Genomic DNA, 18,844 nt, shown 5'->3' with positions numbered 1-18,844 from the left:
GGGTTTAACCTTCAACAATCAAAAGTATGCAAAAAGGATTAAAAAATGATCCTTTCGGATTTATCGTGGAACCTGTGCCCGAACGCTTTTCGCTTGTGTTAAAGCCTGGCGCGGCAGGAAATCCACCCACTGCCAGAAAGCCTTTACACAAAATTTGTTTCCTGATGAAATGCTCGTTCATTTTCCTGGTGGCCCAGCTTACGTTCGTAACGATGCTGTTTGCCGACCATGTTAAGAGCCAGGACTTATCCCTCCGCATTCCCCTGCACCTGGATAATGCCAATGTGCGCGAAAGCCTGCTGCATATCGAAAAGCAGAGTGGCGTGCGCTTTTTACTGCCCGAGGCACTGCTCGCCACGGAAGGTAAAAAGGTGACTGTTCATGCGGATAACATCATGGTGAAAGACGCGCTGACCGGAATTTTCAACGGTACCAGTCTCGATTACCAATTGTTAAACGGATATGTGGTCGTGAATCGCAGGGCCGTACCCATCAAAATCAGCGGCCGGCTGATCGACGGCAAAACGAAAGAGCCGTTGCCCGGCGTATCTATCCGCATCAAAGGCGGTAAAGGTGGCGCGGCGACAGATATGAATGGTAATTTTACCATCGAGATCCCGGAGGAAGGTGCGATACTGATTTTCTCGCTGATGGGTTACGAACATCGCGAGGTGAAAGTGACTAAAGCTTCCTCCGGTATTACCATCCAGCTATCGGCCAGCAGCCGCCAGTTAGGAGAGGTAACAGTACAGGCACGTCGTAAAACGAATACGGAAATAACGGTGCTCCAGGAACGCAAAGCGGCTGCCATCGTGCAGGATGCCATATCTGCCCAACAAATTGAAAGAACAGCTTCTATTACCACCACGCAGGCGCTGCAACGCGTAAGCGGGGTAACGGTAACAGATGATAAATACGTAGCGATCCGCGGTCTGGGCGACCGTAGTGTGATCGGTCAGCTCAATGGCGTGCGGCTCGCTTCTTCCGACCCCGATCGCAGCGCTATTCCTTTGGACCTGGTGCCTGCTTCGCTGCTGGATAACATCACCATCTTTAAAACCGTAACGCCCGATAAACCTGCCGATGCAGCAGCCGGTATCGTGGAACTGAAAACGAAATCAGTACCAGATAAAGCTACGCTCGAAATTATCGCGCAAACAGGTTTCAACTCGAACATCGGCGCGGGAGGCAAGGTGAACAGCTTTTATAATAGTGACCTCGGTTTCTTTGGTGGCAAGGTGAAAGACAAGAACCTCACCAGCGACTTCCTGAACTTGTCAAAGCAATACCCAGGCGGTCTTACGCAGATCCAGCAGCTGATCAACAATAGTAATGGCGATCCCGCTATGCGCCAGGAAGCTGCGCGCATCAACAACATCATGCATTCGTTCGACCCGGTGATGAGCACCCGCTACAAACAGGCACCGCTGAACCAGTTGTACTCACTTACTTTTGGCAATAGCTATAAAGTTTTCCGCGATAAGGTACTGGGTGTGGTGTTGGGTGCTAACTATTACAACCGTACCACGGATGTGACGGGCGGCGACCTTACGCAATACAGCGTTTACCAGGGTGTTATTACCGGTAACCCACAGGTGTATAGTCCGCGTTTTATCCCTAACTATATTACGCCGAACAACCTCTATATGGGTAAACATCAGACCTATAAAGAGAATACAGGTACGCAAACGCTTAACTATGGTACGCTTGCCGGCCTTACGTTCCGCTTTAACCCACGCCACGAGATCAGCGTGCAGTACCTGGGCAGCTGGGGCAGTGAAGCACAGGCCGTGAACATGTACGGACAGTACGAGTACACTGGCCTGTCTGGCCCGGTGTATAACACGATCTATTCATTAAAACAAACCCGTCGTAACCTGAATACTTTTAACCTCCAGGGCGAGCATAAGTTCACTGCCGGCGAGTATTCACCACGACTGAGCTACAACGTGGCCAGCTCCACGTCAAAGCAAAACGATCCGGACTTTCGCTTTATTACGATGACGGATTACCGTCCGCGCGGCGGCTCACATTACTTCCGTCCGTCGATCGGTGCTGCCGGAGGGCAGGGTGACTCTGTATATACAGAACACCTGTATGCGCTGAACTCCGGTTACGTAAACGGGTACGGTACTTACGGCATCATACAGGCAGAGCCGAACGGCCGCCGCTGGCGCCAGCTGAACGAAACCAACTACAACTATAAAGCCGACCTTACCTTCCCCTTCCGCCTGTTAGGGCAGAAGCAGGAGTTTAAAACAGGCGTGAACTACCTGAACCGCGACCGTACCTTCCGCGAGAACTTCGTATTCCTGCCAGGTTCTAACTACGCGACCAATAAATCGCTGACGTTGTACGAGGTACATGGTAACGTAGACAGGCTGGTGAGCCCGGAGATTATCGGCATCCGTATGCCGAATGGCAGCACCGGCGAAGGCGCCGATGCGGTAGGTGGTTTCCTGTACAACAGCCAGAAGTCACCGAACAACTATAACGGCTTCTTCGAAACCAACGCCTTCTACGGTATGTTGGATTTACACATACTGGAGAATGTACGTTTAGCCGGCGGTGTACGCTTCGAGAAAACAAATATCCAGTCTGCGGTAGATACTTCCAACATCTTCCTCGATCCGGCGCTGACGGCGAAAGACGAGAATGGCAACACCATCCCGGTGGTACTCATCAGCCCTAATACGGTGTATAAAACAGGTTACAAGCCTTATTATGCGTTGAACTTTACCTACACTTACCGCAAGGATATGAACTTCCGCCTGGCCTACAACACCACCCTGGCGCGTCCGGAGTTGCGTGAGCTGACCAACGTGTTTGAGTTCGACGCCTTCCAGATGGGGCTTGTCGTAGGTAATCCGAACCTGGTAAACCAGCACACAGAAAATGCTGACTTTCGCTGGGAATGGTTCCCGAACCCAGGAGAAGTAATTTCAGCTTCTGCCTTCGGTAAACGCATCAACAATCAGCTGGTAAAAGTATTTAGTTTGAAGACGGAAGGCCTGGCTGCCAGGTACCCCGAGTATCCCACCATCCAGTTCCAGAACGATCCTAACACCGGTACGGTATGGGGCGCTGAGCTGGAAGTGGTAAAAGATCTCGGACGTTTAACGCCGGTGCTGAAGAACTTCTTCATCGGTACCAACCTGATGCTGGCGCAGAGTAATATTAAAAAGTCTGCCGCCCGTTACAACGCTAACAAATCACTCGATCGTCACACGCCGAAAAACAGTCCGCTGTTCGAACAGGCGCCTTACTCCGTGAACGGCTGGCTGAACTACAAGAACACTAAATGGGGAACGGACCTTACGACCACTTTCAACATGGTGGGTGAGCGCCTGGTGCAGATCAACCTCACTGGTGAGCCTGACTTGTATACCCGCCCGGTACCGATGCTCGACTTCGTGTTCTCCCAACAACTCGGCAAACGCGTGTTGTTCAAAGGTTACGCGAAAAATATCCTGAACCCGGCAATCGAGACGGTATATGCGAATCCTGGTACAGGCGGCCTTTGGTATGGCGAACGTTACGTGAATCGCAGCTTTAAACGTGGTGCGGAAATCATGATGGGCTTTACTTACAAGCTGTTATAATCTCCAACTTTAAAAAGAGAAGATATGCATTATAAACATTTTGCCGCAGGCCTGCTGTTATGCTCAGGAACGTTCCTGTCGTGCAAAAAAAACAAGGCAGACTTTTTTAACGATAATCGCCCGAGTACCGAAGTGACTAATAGCTCCCTGGTGCGCCTGGTGAACATCAATGGCAGCGGCCAGCTGGTCGTGAACGGCGATACGCTTACCACCTGGAAATTTAATATGCCGGTAGTGGGTGGTAATACCCCTGCCGTTGACGGTACAAAATGGTTTCCTGAAACAGGTTCCCTGGGCACTACGTACAGCATACCGCGCCAACTACTGCAAAACGGTAAAGCCTTCATATACACTAATATTTTTGGCTACCAGCTGGCGCCGGATTCTATCGGGTTTAATGTAGAGGAAAAGGCGAACATGCCGATGGACTACTACATGCTGAAAGGCGATATAGCCACTGCTACATTGCAACCGCGCATCATGGAAGTACCGCGTCAGACAACCGCCCCTTCACGCCCCGGTTACTTCAAAATCCGCCTGCTGAACATCGCCGACAGGCTGAAGCCACAGGGCGATCCGGTATTTGAAGACTTGTCTAAACCGCTCACTCTCGCTTATGCAGATGGTACGCCGGTGAGTACGCAAACCACCAGTGTGGGTGTACGCCAGTATTCCGAATATGTAGAAGTGCCTTATGGCACCTACCAGTTTAAAGTATTAACACCGGAAGGTACGGAAGTGGCCGCGCAGGGTGGTACTACCTTTGAATCAACGAATGTACAGGACCAGAGCACTTCAACATTGGTGACGGCTACAACAGGTATTCCGCATACGGTATCCACCGGGCTTACTTATGCGCCCGTGCGGTCATTTAAACCGGGTGGTGTGTACACCATCGTAGTGGCCACACATACGGTGAGAGTGCCTTATTACCCGGCCGACTTTGCGGGAGAAAACGTTCCTGGTTTCCAGAACGTGTTCCGGGTAATTGCGGACATCAGCGAGCCGGAAAACGCGAACTACTTTCGTGTGCAGGGCGTTCATGCGTTACCGGGCGAAGGCGCGGTCACCTTCCGCGTTAACGGCAATAAACTTGGCGACCTCGCTTACAGTGCACATACCGACTACAGCATTTTTGTACAAGGCAGTACCACTATCGACGCGCTAAACGCACAGGGTAGCGTGCTGGCTTCTGTTTCGGTAGATGCAGCGGCTAACCTCAACTATACTGCCTGGTTATACAAACAGCCGGACGGCAAAGCCGCCATCGCACTGGTGAACAATAACCTGAGCGGCGGTATGTACTTCGTAGGTACGGGCACCGATGGGCAGGACGGACAATACCTGCAGGTAAAACAGCATTATCCTTTCGCTAAACGTTTTCTGAACCTGTGTGCCGATCTGCCTTACGCCAGCTTTACACTTGCTAATGGTGCGTCGATGGGCGCATCGGCCAGCAACCTGGCGCCTGGTGAAATCGCGCTGCACCTGCCTTATCACCGGAGTGCCCAGGGTGCAGACGACTACCAGATCATGGTATACCGCTCTTCACCCGGTGTATTCCCGGGTAACTGGATTACGCAGATCCCGGTGCTGAAGAACACCGACTTTATTGCAAAGCCGGAGCACTATATCCGCCCGGTAAAGCCCAAACAGGAACCTGGTGTGTATACCGTGGCTCTGATTGGAGAACTGGCCGGTACAGGCGCTCAGCAGGCTAAAATGATTATTGTAAAACACACGAAGTAATAGCTATGAAGAAATTACAATTGCTGCTGTCTGCCGCTTTCCTGATGGGCGTGAGCGCCTGCAGTAAGGTGGACTACACAGAGATCGAGCGTCCCGCTTATCTCCGCGTGTTTAACGACATGAACTTTAAGATCTACCTGGCGAATAAGGATGAACAAATTCCTTTCCTCACCATGCTGATCGATCCCGTGGTGGATAAAGACGGACTGGTAACAGGTGCTGCCATTACCGGCGACTTTCTTACCCAGCGCGATACATATGCGCCGCCGTACCCTTCCCACGTAGGGGAAAGCGTAACGGTGAACAACCCGGAATACCCGGGTAAAGAAAGCGTACTCGTAGGCCCCGTACTCAACGGTTTCGACCTGTCCAGCTGGGCGCAGATACCTTCCGGCGAGCACCGCATCATGTTCTGTATCCGTCCTACCAACAGCATTCCTTTCTTTCAACTGGAAGATAAGCTGCGGAAGACTATCATGATTGATACCGTACTTACCCTGAACGAAAGGGAAGTATATACCATGCACGTATTCCAGAAGAACTTTGTCACCAAGGAAAATACCGTGCTCCTGAGGGAAGAAAATTTCCACAAGCTGCCTTTGTCGGACTCCCTGGTTTACGTCAACTTTTATAACTACAGCGCGGAAGGATATTGGCAAGCGGATAAATCGCTGAAAGAAGGCGCTGGTTCACACGAACAGGGCGTAATGCGGTATGGCGTACGCGATGATATGAATATCTGGATGTCGCTCAGCAAGCCTTACACATACACCACACTGCCAGGATACCACTTCAACTATTTCGCCAACGTGAAGCGTAGTTATTCGAGCGCCGTAGCGCCGTACCACAGCTTCCCGCTGTTTGCAGATACCACGTCTGATAGAATCTCTACTGATTTCATGACGCTGTTCTCCCTGCTGCAGCCGGGTGTCAGTCCCGAGCAGATGCCTTACGGCAACTATGAAAGCGACGTGGCAGGTACTTATGGTTTCCTTGGTTGCTATGGTAACGGTCAGTTTACGGGCAACCTGGACCTGCGCGGTGTGTTGAAAATGCCCGGACTGAATATCAATATTCACTCCGGCACCTATAACCCACGCACGTTCGCAACGATCAATACGATCGAGATTATCAACGGCCGTGCCTACCTGACTACTGTGCAGCGGAGATATGCGGCACCGATCTACTAATCACATTAACTTAAACAAGATGTTTATAAACATACGTACCTGCTTAACGGCAGCGCTGATCGCCACGACGTTCGCCGCCTGTAAGCACGAAGACCTGGACGTGCCGGACGAAAATAAAACCTTCCGCCTGGCGGGTGATTTTATCCGGAACAACTACGACCTTTCCATGTTTGCGGCCGCCATTGAGCACGCAGGCATGCAGGAAGAGTTGAACACCGTTGGTCCTTACACGATTTTCGCGCCCAACAATACGGCCTTTGCGCAGCTGGGCATTAACCGCCCGTCGGACTTCGCGAACATGAATAAAGACAGCCTGCGTAACCTGCTGCATTACCATATGCTGGACCGCCGCCTGCTTCGTGCCGACCTGCCCACCAACAGTCTCGATACGCGGTATGCCAGCCTTTACGAAGGCCGCGAACCTTACTTCACCTTCGCTACTTATGGCTCCAGCGGCCCGGCTTACTCGTCCAATTTCGTGTTCGTGAATGGGGCTTTCGTGGTAAAAAACGATGTGGCATTGTCCAATGGTGTGCTGCATGTGGTAGATAAAGTGATGAAGTACACACCCGGTACTGTACAGGAATGGCTGGGAAAGCGTGCAGAATACAGCGTATTCGTGGAAGGGTTGAAGAAGTTCGGTTATTGGGAACAACTGGCAGAAGAGGGCACCCGCACCGTGTATGCGCCGGATAATGATGCATTTGAACAGGCAGGTATTACCGCTGAATGGATACAACAGGCAAACGTAAATGAATATGTGGGGGCACGCCTGTTCGGTATCTACATCCTGCCCGGAAGACGCTTCTTCACCGGTGATTTCATTGCTGCAGGCATCATCTTCGGAAATGGGGGCTTTGGTGCCCTGATTCCTGGTGACACCTATAAATTTACGGTGAGAGGCGAGAAGGATACTTACCGCCAGCAGCCCACCTCAATTGCGATCACCTTTACCGATCCCGCCACGGAAGAACGTCCCTGGGACCAACCCGTTCGCGATGTGACAAGTAACATCCCTGGCCGTATCGATAACCTGACAGACAACGGGGTGGTGCATTATATCCCGGATGTACTGGTATTACCTAACGAAGCTGAGAAAAAATAGTTTGTATGAAAAGATTAATCCTCGGTGCCCTCGCCGTAATGCTGCTGGCCGTGGCCTGTAAAAAGGAAGAGTTTCAGCAGGTGCCGTTTGGCGACAAGGTGCCATTCACCGATACCGCGACACACGACCTGAAAACACTGGTGAGTATGTCCAACACGCACAAGCTGTTCCTGGCAGCCTGGGAACGTAGCCATGCCGATTCTGTACTAAAGTCGAAAGGCGCAGAAGCGCAATACACCGTGTTTGCACCGGATGATGCCGCCATGCGCGCCGCCGGTTACGACGAAGCCGCAATTGCAGGCGCAAACGCGGGCGATATGGATTCGCTGGTGTTGTTCCATATGCTGGGGGCTAAAATTGATTCGTCTTCGCTCGCACCTATGAGGATCAGCAATGCATTGCAGACGATGCTGACGCATCAGACACTGAAAGAATATGCGGCGCCGGTGGGTAGCAGCGTGCCTTACTGGGTTACTTACCGTTACAGGCAGTATGCATTAATGAGCAACGGTAGCCTGTTCCTGAATGGTAAAGACGCCGGTAATGCAAAGCCTGTAAAAGCGACCAATGGTACGCTGTGGCCAATCAACATCGTGGCGAACCGCCCTACGCAGCATATGGCCGACTTCCTGGCAAGTGATCCCAGGTTCTCGATGATCTCCAGCCTGATGGCCGATGCAAAGTTGAGATGGGAGGAAATAACGCTGGGCATGTATAGTCGCAACTACTACGACATCCTGGTACCGGGCAATGGGGTAGAGGTTAGCAGGGATGCCTTTTTCGCACCCACTAACGATGCCTTTGCCAAATCAGGCTTCAACACGATAGACGACCTCTGGGAGCTGAATAATCGCAGTTATCCTTACTTCGACTGGGACTGGTTCGAAATGTACAATGAGTTTGTAACCGATTCCCTGCTGGCCTATCACGTATATGGCCGCATGTATGCACCAAAGGGCAGCTGGGGCCCCGGAAGAGCACAGTCTGCGAGCTTCTTCCTGCACGACCTGAAAAATGACCTGGTGGGCGATTATGAAGTGAACGCCATGGCCATGGGTTTGGGTCTTTCGCTCAAAATGCCGCTCGAATTTGGTATGGAAGGCGGACAGGTGACCGTGAAAGTTAAAGGAGCCAACAAGCCCGCCGCCAAAATCATCGAATCGGATATCTACACCTACCAGGGGCCGATACACGTGGTCGATCATTTAATTCTTTCCGATAAAGTTCAATTCTAATGAGAAAGATTCATTTCAATATAAAGACCCTTACTGCCTGTGGCGCTATTGCGATCCTGGCAATGGGATGTGATAAGGAAGACGGCGGCAGCAAACGGGATAATAACCGCATTGCGCAAGTGCTGGCCGATAACTTTAACCTTACGGTGATGAATACTGTGATCACCCGCGGGGGCGTTCGCCCTCTGACTGACGGGCCTAAAACCGTCACGGTGTTTGCACCTTCGGACGAAGCGTTCGCGAAAGCCGGTTATGCCAACAATACAGCCATACTTACGGCTGCCTATGACAGGGTAGTGCGTCTCGCAAACTACCATACGGTGGAAGGTAACTACGAAATCGAGAAAATGCCTTTCCTTTTTAACCAGGAAATCAATTCCCTCGGTGGCAAGTTGTACGTGACCCGCTGGATCAAAAACGGCGATACCGTGCTTACCATTAACGGCAGCCGCCTGTTATCCACCGCGGTAAACGCATCCAATGGTAAAGTGCAGGTAATCGATCGTATGCTCGAGCCCTATGTACACGCAACCCTCACGGATGCTATCGCCTCTAATGCCAGCCTCACCCTGTTTAACCAGGCGTTGCAGCGTGCAGGTATGATCGGCCTGCTGAGCGGTAAAGTGCCGCATACGGTATATGCGCCCAACAACAGCGCCATGGCCGCTATTGGTTACGGAACACTCGAAACCATCGAAGCCGCCGATCCAGCGGTATTGGCCGATATGATCCGCTACCAGGTAGTAGAAGACCGCCGTTTCGTAAACGACTATATCCTCAGCACCGGACCTACCAATGAAGGCAAGCAGGGCATGCTTAACAACAACTCGGTAACCGTAACGCTGATTGCTGATCCCCAGCGGCCTGGTTCCTTTTCCGGCATCAGGCTCAAAGGGATCGGTAATACGAGTGAGACCAACCTCGTTCACCAGGATATTATCACAGGCAACGGCGTGTTGCATATAACTGACCAGGTACTGCGCATTACGCAATAATCATCATCGTTTTTTCTTAAGTACTATTATCATGCAGGTTTATACTTTTTATCACATACGCTTCGTGCTACTGCTGCTATTGCTGCCTTTTGCAGCGCTGGCGCAGGAAACAGGCGGTGGCCTCACCGGTAAGGTGCAGTCTGCCAAAAACGAAGCCCTGCCAGGCGTAACGGTGATTGCCGTACACACGCCGTCGGGCACACGTTATCCGATTATTACAGATGCAGGCGGTCGTTACCGCATTAATGGCATGCGCATCGGCGGACCGTACACCGTTACGGCCACGATGATGGGTATGCAAACAAAAACTTTCGAAGGCATTACCGTGAAGCTGGGAGAGCCGCAATTGCTCAACATCACGCTTGCAGATGAAAGCACGAAGCTGGGCGAGGTGGTCGTGAAAGGCCAGAAGGCTGGACCAAGAGCGAACAACTATGGTGCAGGGCAGAACATCAACAGAACACAACTAAACAACATGCCCACCGTTAGCCGCAGCATCCAGGACATCACCCGCCTAGTGCCGCAAGGGTCGAAAGACAACAGCTTCGGCGGCTCCAGTTTCCGGTACAACAACGTAACGATCGATGGCGCGATCAACAACGACGCGATCGGCTTCAGTCCGTCAATGGGTGGCCAGAGCGGCACCAGCGGCCAGCCAGGCAGCAGCACCCGCACCAATCCTGTTTCGCTGGATGCGATTGAGGACATGCAGGTGTACCTGGCGCCGTATGATGTGAAGATTGGTAACTTTACGGGCGGCTCCATCAACGCGGTAACCCGCTCTGGTACCAACAAGTTCAGCGGTTCCGTGTATGGCTTTGGTCGTAATGCGGCGCTCACCGGTAAAGATAAAGCCGGTACGCTGGGCAAAATGAACAGCGACTTCGAGGATTACCAGGCAGGTGTGCGTTTGGGCTTTCCTATCATCAAGAACAAACTGTTCTTCTTCACGAATGAAGAAATTACGCGTCGTACCGATCCTACGCAGCTGATCGCCGGTAAGGCAGAAACAGCAGGTATCCTGAGCGAGGCCGATGCAGAAGCGATTCGTAATGAAACACTGAGCCGTTATGGTTCGATCTTCGATGCCGGTACGGCGGGTGTTTACAACGCCTCTTCGCGTTCCGTAAAATTCTTTAACCGTATTGACTGGAACATTAACGACCGCCACCAATTGTCGGTGCGTAACAATACCATCCGTTCCAGCGCGGTACATCTCGATCGCGACCAGCAAGACTTCCGTTTCAGCAGCATGGCGTTTGAACAGACGAACAACCAGAGCAGCACGGTAGCCGAATGGAAAGCCCGTTTCAACAACGCGCTTAGCAACAGCTTCGTCGCAGGTTTCAGCACGGTGGAAGATTACCGCGATCCGCTCAGCGATCCAAGCCTGCCGCAGGTGCAGATCCAGGGCCGCACGCCGGGTACTACTATTTACCTGGGTACCGATCGTGAGGCATCTATTTTCAACATGAAGCAACGCACCATCGAGATCACCAATAACCTCACCTGGACGAAAGGTAAACACAGCTTCCTATTGGGTACACACAATGAGATGTATCATATCGATTACGGTTTCGTAAACGCCTGGAATGGCAGGGTAGACTACCTCAGCATCGACGACTACCTGGCGAATAACCCGTATCGCGTACGTGGCAGCTATAACTATAATAACAATACGCGTCCGTACCTGATGGCTAACCCGGGTGCTGTGTTTAACCTCAACCTGTTCTCTGTTTATTTACAAGATGAAATACAAGTGAATGATAAGTTGAAACTGATGCCAGGCCTGCGTGCAGACTATACCCATCTGCCGGAGAAGCCGAAGCTGAGCGATAAAGTGCGCAACGCAGCGGCCGATCCTAACTTTGGTTTCACATACCATAACACGCCGCTGAGCCGCATTCGCAATGACTTCTTCTCCCAGGTGAAAATATCACCACGGATCGGTTTCCGTTACGACTGGAAGGGCGATCAAAGCCTGGTGCTGCGCGGTGGTGCAGGTATGTTTACCGGTCGTATTCCTTTTGCATGGCTGGCTTACGCATATTACAACAACGGTATCAACTACGGTTCATTCGACCAGCGCGCCGACCAGAAGCCTTTCGCAGACGGCTCCGACGCCATCAGGCCAAACCCGAACGGTATTGCTGATTTCATCTCACAGAATGGTGAAGTAACCAATAACCCGAACGCCGGTAAAACACAGGTAGACCTGGTAGATAACGACTTCTCTATGCCTCAGGTGCTGCGAGGTAGCCTGGCCGTGGACTACACTACACCCACCCAATGGAAATTCGGCATCGAAGGTATCGTGACCAAAAGCCTGAAAGACGTATACTTCCAGCAGGTAAATATTTCCGACAACGCCCGTTATTACGGCTACGACATAAACCACCAGCAACCGATTTATTCCGGTACGGTGAATCCAGCCTTCTCTAATGCGTACCTGTTGAGCAATACGAACCAGGGCTTCCGATATAACATTACGGGTACGATCAGCAAAACCTTTAACACCGGTTTTTTCGTATCCGGCGCATATACTTTCGGCGAGAGTAAAGACGTGTTCAATGGCATCCGTAACTCCATGGAAAGTAACTGGCAGCTGAACCAGTCGTTGAACCCGAATAATCCCGGGTTGGCTTATTCCAACTTCGATATCCGTCACCGTATTATGCTGAACCTGAACTATCGCAAGGCCTGGAATAATGTATTGATCAGCACCTTTAGCCTGTTTGGCTCGGCGCAGTCGGGCAGTCCCTTTACCTATGGCATCATGAACAACAGCATCCAGGGCCTGCCTCAACAGGTAAGCCTGGCGTACATTCCGCGTGCAGAAGAAGCGATCGATTTCTTCCAGGATGGCAATGGCGCCACTGCTGCACAACAAGCAGCCGCGTTTAATGCTTACATCGATGGTAACGAATACCTGAGCGAGAGAAGAGGGAAGTTTACCGAAAGGAACATGGGCCGCACGCCCTGGAACATCCAGGCAGATTTCCACTTTGCACAGGAGTTCCATTTTCCGAAGCTGAAAACACACTTTATCACCCTTACTGCCGACATCGTGAACCTCACGAATATGCTGAGCAGCGAGTGGGGACGCCAGTACTTTTCGCCAAACACTTTTAACAGCACGGCATCCGTGGGCCTTACCCCGGTGTTGTTCCCGCCGGCGCAGAGTGGTAAAGGATATCCTGTGTACAGCTTTACGAACCCGGGCAAAGCGTATTCCATCGACTATATGGGATCACGCTACCAGGTGCAGTTAGGCGCACGGTATACATTTTAATTCAATCAGCTTAAAACATCTTAAAGATGAAAAAGATAGCCATTTATCTTGCAGCGGCCGTACTGGTGTTCAGTGTAGTACTGGTACAATCCTGCCGCAAAGAGGACAACAAGCCGAGGCAGGAACTTGCCGTGAAAAGCTTTTACCCGAACAGTGGTAACGGAGGTACGCTGGTAACCATCCTGGGTACTGGTTTTGACGACAACGCTACGGTGTCCTTTGGTACCGTCGCTGCGGATGTACTCAACGTGAACGATACATCCATGGTGGTACGTGCACCGAAGGACGGACAAACTGGTAAGATCAGCTACAAATCTGGTGATAAAACATTGGATGTAGGTACCTATACTTATCAGGCGCTGTCGGTGCAAAGCTTTTTCCCGACCAACGGCCCTGCCGGTATGCACGTGCGTATTAGTGGTGCTGGTTTCAGCAGCTTGAACACGCCAGCTGAAGTATTGGTCAACGGTGTGAGCGCGCTGGTAGTAAGTGCCAACGACACCCTCATCGTGGCTGAGATCCCGGTGGATGCGGGTGCTGGTCCGATTACGGTGAAAGTAAATGGGCAAACCTCTACTGGTGCTAGTTTCCGCTTCCAGGCCATTAGCAGCATTAAGCCAATGACCGGTAACGTGGGTACGAAAGTAACGATCAACGGGTCAGGTTTTGATGCTGTGGCCGCGGGCAACATCGTCGAATTTAACGGTAAATCTGCCGTAGTAGCTGAAGCTTCAGAAGATAAACTGGTGGTAATTGCGCCTGAAGGCGTGGCTACCGGCCCTGTAACTGTGCGTATATCTGGCCAGCTGGTGGCAGGCCCGGCATTTACGCCGGTACCTGCACCGCAGATCAGCGTAGTGAGTCCACTCAGCGGCCCTGCCGGACAGGAAATGACGATCAACGGTATGAACTTTTCTTCTTTTACAGATGAAAACATTGTAAAGATCAACGGTGTACCCGTACCCGTTAAAACAGCCAGCGGTACTAAATTGACGCTCACGCTGCCAGGCGGTACCGGCAATGGCAAAGTGGAAGTTGTGGTGAACGATCAGCCGGTTACCGGCCCGGACTTCCGCGATCAGAACCTGGGCGTTGTATCCGTATCACCAGCTTCCGGCCTGGCGGGTACGAAAGTGACCATTACCGGTGTAGGCTTTAGTACGGTGCCTGCAGAGAACATCGTTACCTTCAATAGTGTAGCTGCTGTAGTGGAAAGCGCTACCGAAACCTCGCTGGTAGTAACTGCACCTGCTGCATTAACGACCGGCGAATTGAAAGTAACACGTGCTGCCTTAAATGCGAATGCACCTTCGGAATTCCGTCGTGCAGGTACGATGACGCTTTACAAAGGCGCCCTTATTTCATTCAGCGCATCTGCCATGGCGATCGACTCTAAAGGTAACGCCTATGTGAGCGACCGTAACAATGCTCATATTGTGAAAGTTACGCCGGACGGTAATGCTACGGTATGGGCGGGTAGCGCAGGTATGGGGTATAAAGATGGTTCCCTGGCAGAAGCGCAATTCGGCGCTATCTACGGATTGGCATTTGATGCGCAGGATAACCTGTATGTGTCAGAAACGGGCAACTTCCGCAATATTCGTAAGATCACTCCCGCCGGTGTGGTAACGACTGTAAAAACGGGTATTAACGGTGCCGTGGGCCGGCTTGCGCTCGATAAAAGTGGTAATATGTACATTACCCAAACCTGGTCGGGTGTATTGAAGATATATCCTACCGGACAAACAGAACCCACACTTCGCAGTAGTGTATCCGATAACTGTACGCCAGCGGTAGATGCTAAAGGTAATGTTTATGCCGGGCAGGATGACTACCAGGGTATCATATCCCGTTATGATGCCACCGCTAAAACATCCACCTTGTATTGGCTGGGTGCCCAGGACGCATTCGGCTTCGTGGACGGTCCACGTGCAACAGCCAGGCTGGGCTACGGCTTTACGGCACTGGTGATCGATAACAATGGCTCCCTGCTCGTGCTTGATAAAAACAACTACGCAATCCGTAAGTTCGATTTTGCTACCAACGAAATGAGTACACTAGCAAGGTTTGCCGGTTTAGGTTATGCGGATGGCAGCTTTGACCAGGCGAAATTCTCGTTTGGTACGATAGATATGAAATTGGGTGCCGACGGTAGCATTTACATCCTGGACCAGGGTAACAGCGCCATCAGGAAAGTCTTTTTGCGATAATTTCATTCAACAATTTACATTTGATAGATGACGCCCTGCCTGTTCCCAGGCGGGGCTTTTATCTGCATAAAAAAGCCCGGCAACAATTGCTGCTGGGCTTTCTGTAAAGATGTAAAACGATTATAAAGTCGCCATATCGATCACGAAACGGTATTTTACATCGTTCTTTTCCATACGTTCATATGCTTCTTCGATGTACGCCATGTCAATCACTTCTACATCAGAAGTAATGTTGTGTTCCGCACAGAAGTCCAGCATCTCCTGCGTTTCCGCAATGCCACCGATCATAGAACCGGCCAGGCTCTTCCTGCCACCGATCAATGCAAAAGCTGGTATTTTAGAAGGCTCGGAAGGTACGCCCACACAAATGTGCGTGCCGTTCGTTTTCAGCAGCGACATATAAGCGGGAATATCGTGCGGTGCGCTCACGGTATCGATAATAAAGTCGAAGGAGTTCACCGCTGACTTAAACTGTTCCTGGTCTTTGGTAACGATGAAATTATGTGCGCCCAGTTTCTTCGCGTCTTCTCTTTTATTTTCGGAAGTGCTTAAGACGGTTACTTCTGCACCGAAAGCTACACCGAACTTTACCGCCATGTGGCCCAGGCCGCCTAAGCCTAATACCGCCAGTTTATGACCTTTGCCTACTTTCCAATGTTTGAGGGGAGAGTAAGTAGTGATACCCGCACACAGCAACGGCGCTACGCCTGGCAGCGACAGGTTTTCCGGCACACGTAATACAAACTCCTCTTTTACCACGATCGTGTTGGAGTAGCCGCCATAGGTAGGCATGTTATCGGTATAATGATTTTTGCCGTTGTACGTCTGGATGTTTCCATTCTCGCAATACTGCTCCTCGTCATGTTTACAGCTTTCACATTTGCCGCAGGAATCTACCATACAACCAGTGCCTACGAGGTCGCCTACTTTGTATTTGGTTACCTTGCTGCCCACACGTGCCACACGTCCTACGATCTCGTGACCAGGCACCATCGGGAAGATGCCTTCAAACCAATCGTTTCTTACCTGGTGTAAATCGGAGTGGCACACCCCGCAATACTGAATGTCGAACTGTACGTCATGCTCGCCTACATCCCGGCGCTCAAAATCCCATGGTGTCAATTTTTCTCCTGCGCTTAAAGCTGCGTAACCTTTTGTTGCTAACATATTGTACTAATTTTTAGATTGAGTTACTGACTACGGAGCAAAAGTAAGGGTATTTGATGGATTGATGGCGTGTGCGGTCAGGAGGGATGTGCTGTCCAGGTTCGTTCAGCGCGGGCGCCCCTTCTGCCTGTTTGGTACGCTACCCGGATTACTTATACCGGTAACCCCTTGCTTCCGTAAATTCATGTTATCTTAGTTTAGTCAAACTTTCAGATCGATGTGGTACAATACCCCCATAACTTCGCTGCTAGGCATTCAATACCCGATTCTCCAAGGCCCGATGGGCGGAGGTTTTTCCAGTTCAAAACTACTGGCTGCTGTTTCAAACGCCGGTGGACTAGGCGGTTACGGCGCTTACACTATGCAGCCGGATGAGATCAGAGCGCTGGCCGCGGAGATCAGGCAGCTGACCGATAAACCTTACAACCTGAACTTGTGGGTGTCCGATGTAGACGACTCGTTGAAAGGCTATACACCGGAACAGTTCCAAAAAGCCAGGGCTTACTTTAAGCCTTATTTTGATGAGTTAGGCATTGCCTTACCGGAGCCTGATATCTATATCGCCAGTAAGTTCGAACGGCAGGTGGAGGCCATGCTGGAGATCCGCCCGGCCGTATTCAGTTTTGTGTTTGGCATACCAGACGACACGATCTTAAAAGAATGCCGCCGCCTCAACATTAAAACGGTAGGCGCCGCCACTACGATCGACGAAGCGCGGATGCTGGAAGATGCTGGTGTGGAAGCGATCGTTGCTGCGGGCTTCGAGGCGGGTGGGCACCGCCCGTCCTTTCTGCGCCCCGCGAAGGACTCGCTAACGGGTACGTTTACACTCGTACAACAGTTGCGCCGTGCGGTGAGAACGCCTATTATCGCCGCAGGCGGTATCGCCAATGGCAGGGGAGTGGCCGCCTCCCTGATGCTGGGTGCAGATGCCGCACAAATCGGCACTGCGTTCATGGCCTGTGATGAGTCGTCGGCCAGCCAGCTTCACCGCGATCGCATCTTTTCGCCTGCTGCAAAATATACGACACTCACGAATGCCTTCACCGGCCGCCTCGGCCGTGGTATGACCAACCGCCTGTCCGATGAGTTTCACGGCTTGCCGGAAGATGTTGCGCCTTTTCCCTTGCAGGGACGGTTTATTGCGCCGTTACGGGCGGCGGCGATGGAGCAGGGCAGGGCGGATATGATCCTGTTCTGGGCCGGACAAATCGCCACAGAAGTGAAGCATCGGAAGGTAGAGGCGTTGATGGAGGAGCTGGTGAGGGAGACGGGAGAACTTTTGGCACGGTAATGCATGCTATTTCTCCGGACTAAAACCGGTTAAAAGATGCATCGTCAAAAGGCTCAGCTTATCGATATGCGCACTTATGCAAACTGGAAAAGTATTGCACCCGGCGTATGGGGACTGCGCGACAAATTCGTGAATGTGTACTTCATTCACAATCCGGAAACGAAAAAGTGGCTGCTCGTAGATGCAGGCCTCAAAACAAGCGTGGGTAAAATCCGCAAGGCGGCAGAACTGCTCTTCTGGCCCCAGGCCGCGCCAGAGGCTATCGTGCTTACACACGGGCACTTTGATCATGTGGGCGCGCTGCCACAACTGCTCGGCGCCTGGAATGTACCGGTGTTCGCCCACGAAATGGAGGCACCTTATCTTACCGGCAAATCGGCTTACCCACCTGCTGATCCTACCGCCGGCGGCGGACTCATGACGCTGATGAGCTGCCTGTATCCCAACAAACCTATCGACATCAGTGGTCACCTCATGACGCTCAACGACAACGACCCGATACCCGGCTTCCCGGAATGGCGCTGCCTGCACACGCCAGGCCATGCGCCGGGACATATGAGCCTGTATCGCGAGCGCGATGGTGTACTCATTGCGGGCGATGCGTTTGTGGCGACCAAGCAGGAGTCGCTGATCGCGGTGATGCAGCAACGTAAGGAGGTAAGCGGCCCGCCAAGGTATTTCACCTGCGACTGGGTGGCCGCGGCGGCGTCTGTACGTAAACTGGCAGCGCTTCAGCCGAAGGTAGCTGCCACGGGGCATGGCAAGCCGCTACGGGGATATATGTTACGTGATCTGAACCAGCTGGCCGAAAACTTTGAAGAAGTGGCCGTGCCCAAACACGGACGTTATACGAAAGAACCCGCACGTACAGACACGGCGGGCGTAGCTTATGTACCGTCACGTACCAATGGTGTCGGTAAGTGGGCGGCGCTTGCAGGCATCGTATTGTTGGGAGGCATAGGATTTTTATTGTCAAGGCAGCTGAATAAATAATCAGCTGCCTTT

The 18,844-nt window shown here is 51.8% G+C and carries 11 protein-coding genes; 10 read left to right on the top strand and 1 reads right to left on the bottom strand.

All coding sequences use genetic code 11. The features are described from left to right. Nucleotides 1-26: 26 nt before the first annotated feature. Genes MKQ68_RS11085 through MKQ68_RS11050 form a run of 8 tightly spaced genes read left to right on the top strand, consistent with a single transcriptional unit; the run spans nucleotide 27 to nucleotide 15,378 of the window. Entirely contained in the window at nucleotides 27-3,602 is a 3,576-nt protein-coding gene (locus MKQ68_RS11085) for a TonB-dependent receptor (RefSeq protein WP_264283357.1), read from the top strand. A gap of 24 nt (nucleotides 3,603-3,626) precedes the next feature. Then, on the top strand, nucleotides 3,627-5,351 hold the full coding sequence (locus MKQ68_RS11080; protein WP_264283356.1) for a DUF4397 domain-containing protein: 1,725 nt from the start codon (nucleotides 3,627-3,629) through the stop codon (nucleotides 5,349-5,351). Nucleotides 5,352-5,356: 5 nt separating this feature from the next. Next, complete coding sequence (locus MKQ68_RS11075) at nucleotides 5,357-6,541, top strand: hypothetical protein (RefSeq protein WP_264283355.1); 1,185 nt, start codon at nucleotides 5,357-5,359, stop codon at nucleotides 6,539-6,541. 19 nt (nucleotides 6,542-6,560) lie between these two features. Further along, nucleotides 6,561-7,646, top strand: a complete 1,086-nt coding sequence (locus MKQ68_RS11070; protein WP_244843115.1) for a fasciclin domain-containing protein — start codon at nucleotides 6,561-6,563, stop codon at nucleotides 7,644-7,646. Nucleotides 7,647-7,651: 5 nt separating this feature from the next. Then, entirely contained in the window at nucleotides 7,652-8,881 is a 1,230-nt protein-coding gene (locus tag MKQ68_RS11065) for a fasciclin domain-containing protein (RefSeq protein WP_264283354.1), read from the top strand. After that, complete coding sequence (locus MKQ68_RS11060) at nucleotides 8,881-9,876, top strand: fasciclin domain-containing protein (protein WP_264283353.1); 996 nt, start codon at nucleotides 8,881-8,883, stop codon at nucleotides 9,874-9,876. The genes MKQ68_RS11065 and MKQ68_RS11060 overlap by 1 nt, the downstream gene beginning before the upstream one ends. Before the next feature lie 31 nt (nucleotides 9,877-9,907). Further along, nucleotides 9,908-13,168, top strand: coding sequence for a TonB-dependent receptor (locus MKQ68_RS11055; RefSeq protein ID WP_264283352.1), 3,261 nt, complete (start codon nucleotides 9,908-9,910; stop codon nucleotides 13,166-13,168). A gap of 26 nt (nucleotides 13,169-13,194) precedes the next feature. Then, a complete protein-coding gene (locus MKQ68_RS11050) occupies nucleotides 13,195-15,378 on the top strand; it encodes an IPT/TIG domain-containing protein (protein ID WP_264283351.1) in 2,184 nt (727 codons plus the stop codon). A 120-nt stretch (nucleotides 15,379-15,498) separates the two neighbouring features. On the opposite strand, the gene MKQ68_RS11045 is transcribed toward MKQ68_RS11050, so the two are convergent. Then, on the bottom strand, nucleotides 15,499-16,545 hold the full coding sequence (locus tag MKQ68_RS11045) for an NAD(P)-dependent alcohol dehydrogenase (protein WP_264283350.1): 1,047 nt from the start codon (nucleotides 16,543-16,545) through the stop codon (nucleotides 15,499-15,501). Between the two features lie 217 nt (nucleotides 16,546-16,762). On the opposite strand from MKQ68_RS11045, the gene MKQ68_RS11040 reads away from it, so the two are divergent. Together MKQ68_RS11040 and MKQ68_RS11035 are read left to right on the top strand one after the other, a co-directional pair. Further along, nucleotides 16,763-17,839, top strand: a complete 1,077-nt coding sequence (locus MKQ68_RS11040; protein ID WP_264283349.1) for an NAD(P)H-dependent flavin oxidoreductase — start codon at nucleotides 16,763-16,765, stop codon at nucleotides 17,837-17,839. Between the two features lie 36 nt (nucleotides 17,840-17,875). Next, nucleotides 17,876-18,832, top strand: a complete 957-nt coding sequence (locus tag MKQ68_RS11035) for an MBL fold metallo-hydrolase (protein ID WP_264283348.1) — start codon at nucleotides 17,876-17,878, stop codon at nucleotides 18,830-18,832. Nucleotides 18,833-18,844: the final 12 nt, after the last annotated feature.

It is taken from the genome of Chitinophaga horti, from assembly GCF_022867795.2.
Classification (GTDB): domain Bacteria; phylum Bacteroidota; class Bacteroidia; order Chitinophagales; family Chitinophagaceae; genus Chitinophaga; species Chitinophaga horti.
The sequence above is the reverse complement of the archived record's forward strand: the minus strand, read 5'-3'. Positions and strand labels throughout refer to the sequence as shown.

What these genes read in the sequence shown, in the direction of transcription:
- MKQ68_RS11040 (WP_264283349.1), top strand. Translation starts at nt 16,763, where the DNA reads ATGTGGTACAATACCCCCATAACTTCGCTGCTAGGCATTCAATACCCG.
- MKQ68_RS11075 (WP_264283355.1), top strand. Translation starts at nt 5,357, where the DNA reads ATGAAGAAATTACAATTGCTGCTGTCTGCCGCTTTCCTGATGGGCGTG.
- MKQ68_RS11045 (WP_264283350.1), bottom strand. Translation starts at nt 16,545, where the DNA reads ATGTTAGCAACAAAAGGTTACGCAGCTTTAAGCGCAGGAGAAAAATTG.
- MKQ68_RS11060 (WP_264283353.1), top strand. Translation starts at nt 8,881, where the DNA reads ATGAGAAAGATTCATTTCAATATAAAGACCCTTACTGCCTGTGGCGCT.
- MKQ68_RS11065 (WP_264283354.1), top strand. Translation starts at nt 7,652, where the DNA reads ATGAAAAGATTAATCCTCGGTGCCCTCGCCGTAATGCTGCTGGCCGTG.
- MKQ68_RS11085 (WP_264283357.1), top strand. Translation starts at nt 27, where the DNA reads ATGCAAAAAGGATTAAAAAATGATCCTTTCGGATTTATCGTGGAACCT.
- MKQ68_RS11035 (WP_264283348.1), top strand. Translation starts at nt 17,876, where the DNA reads ATGCATCGTCAAAAGGCTCAGCTTATCGATATGCGCACTTATGCAAAC.
- MKQ68_RS11055 (WP_264283352.1), top strand. Translation starts at nt 9,908, where the DNA reads ATGCAGGTTTATACTTTTTATCACATACGCTTCGTGCTACTGCTGCTA.
- MKQ68_RS11080 (WP_264283356.1), top strand. Translation starts at nt 3,627, where the DNA reads ATGCATTATAAACATTTTGCCGCAGGCCTGCTGTTATGCTCAGGAACG.
- MKQ68_RS11050 (WP_264283351.1), top strand. Translation starts at nt 13,195, where the DNA reads ATGAAAAAGATAGCCATTTATCTTGCAGCGGCCGTACTGGTGTTCAGT.
- MKQ68_RS11070 (WP_244843115.1), top strand. Translation starts at nt 6,561, where the DNA reads ATGTTTATAAACATACGTACCTGCTTAACGGCAGCGCTGATCGCCACG.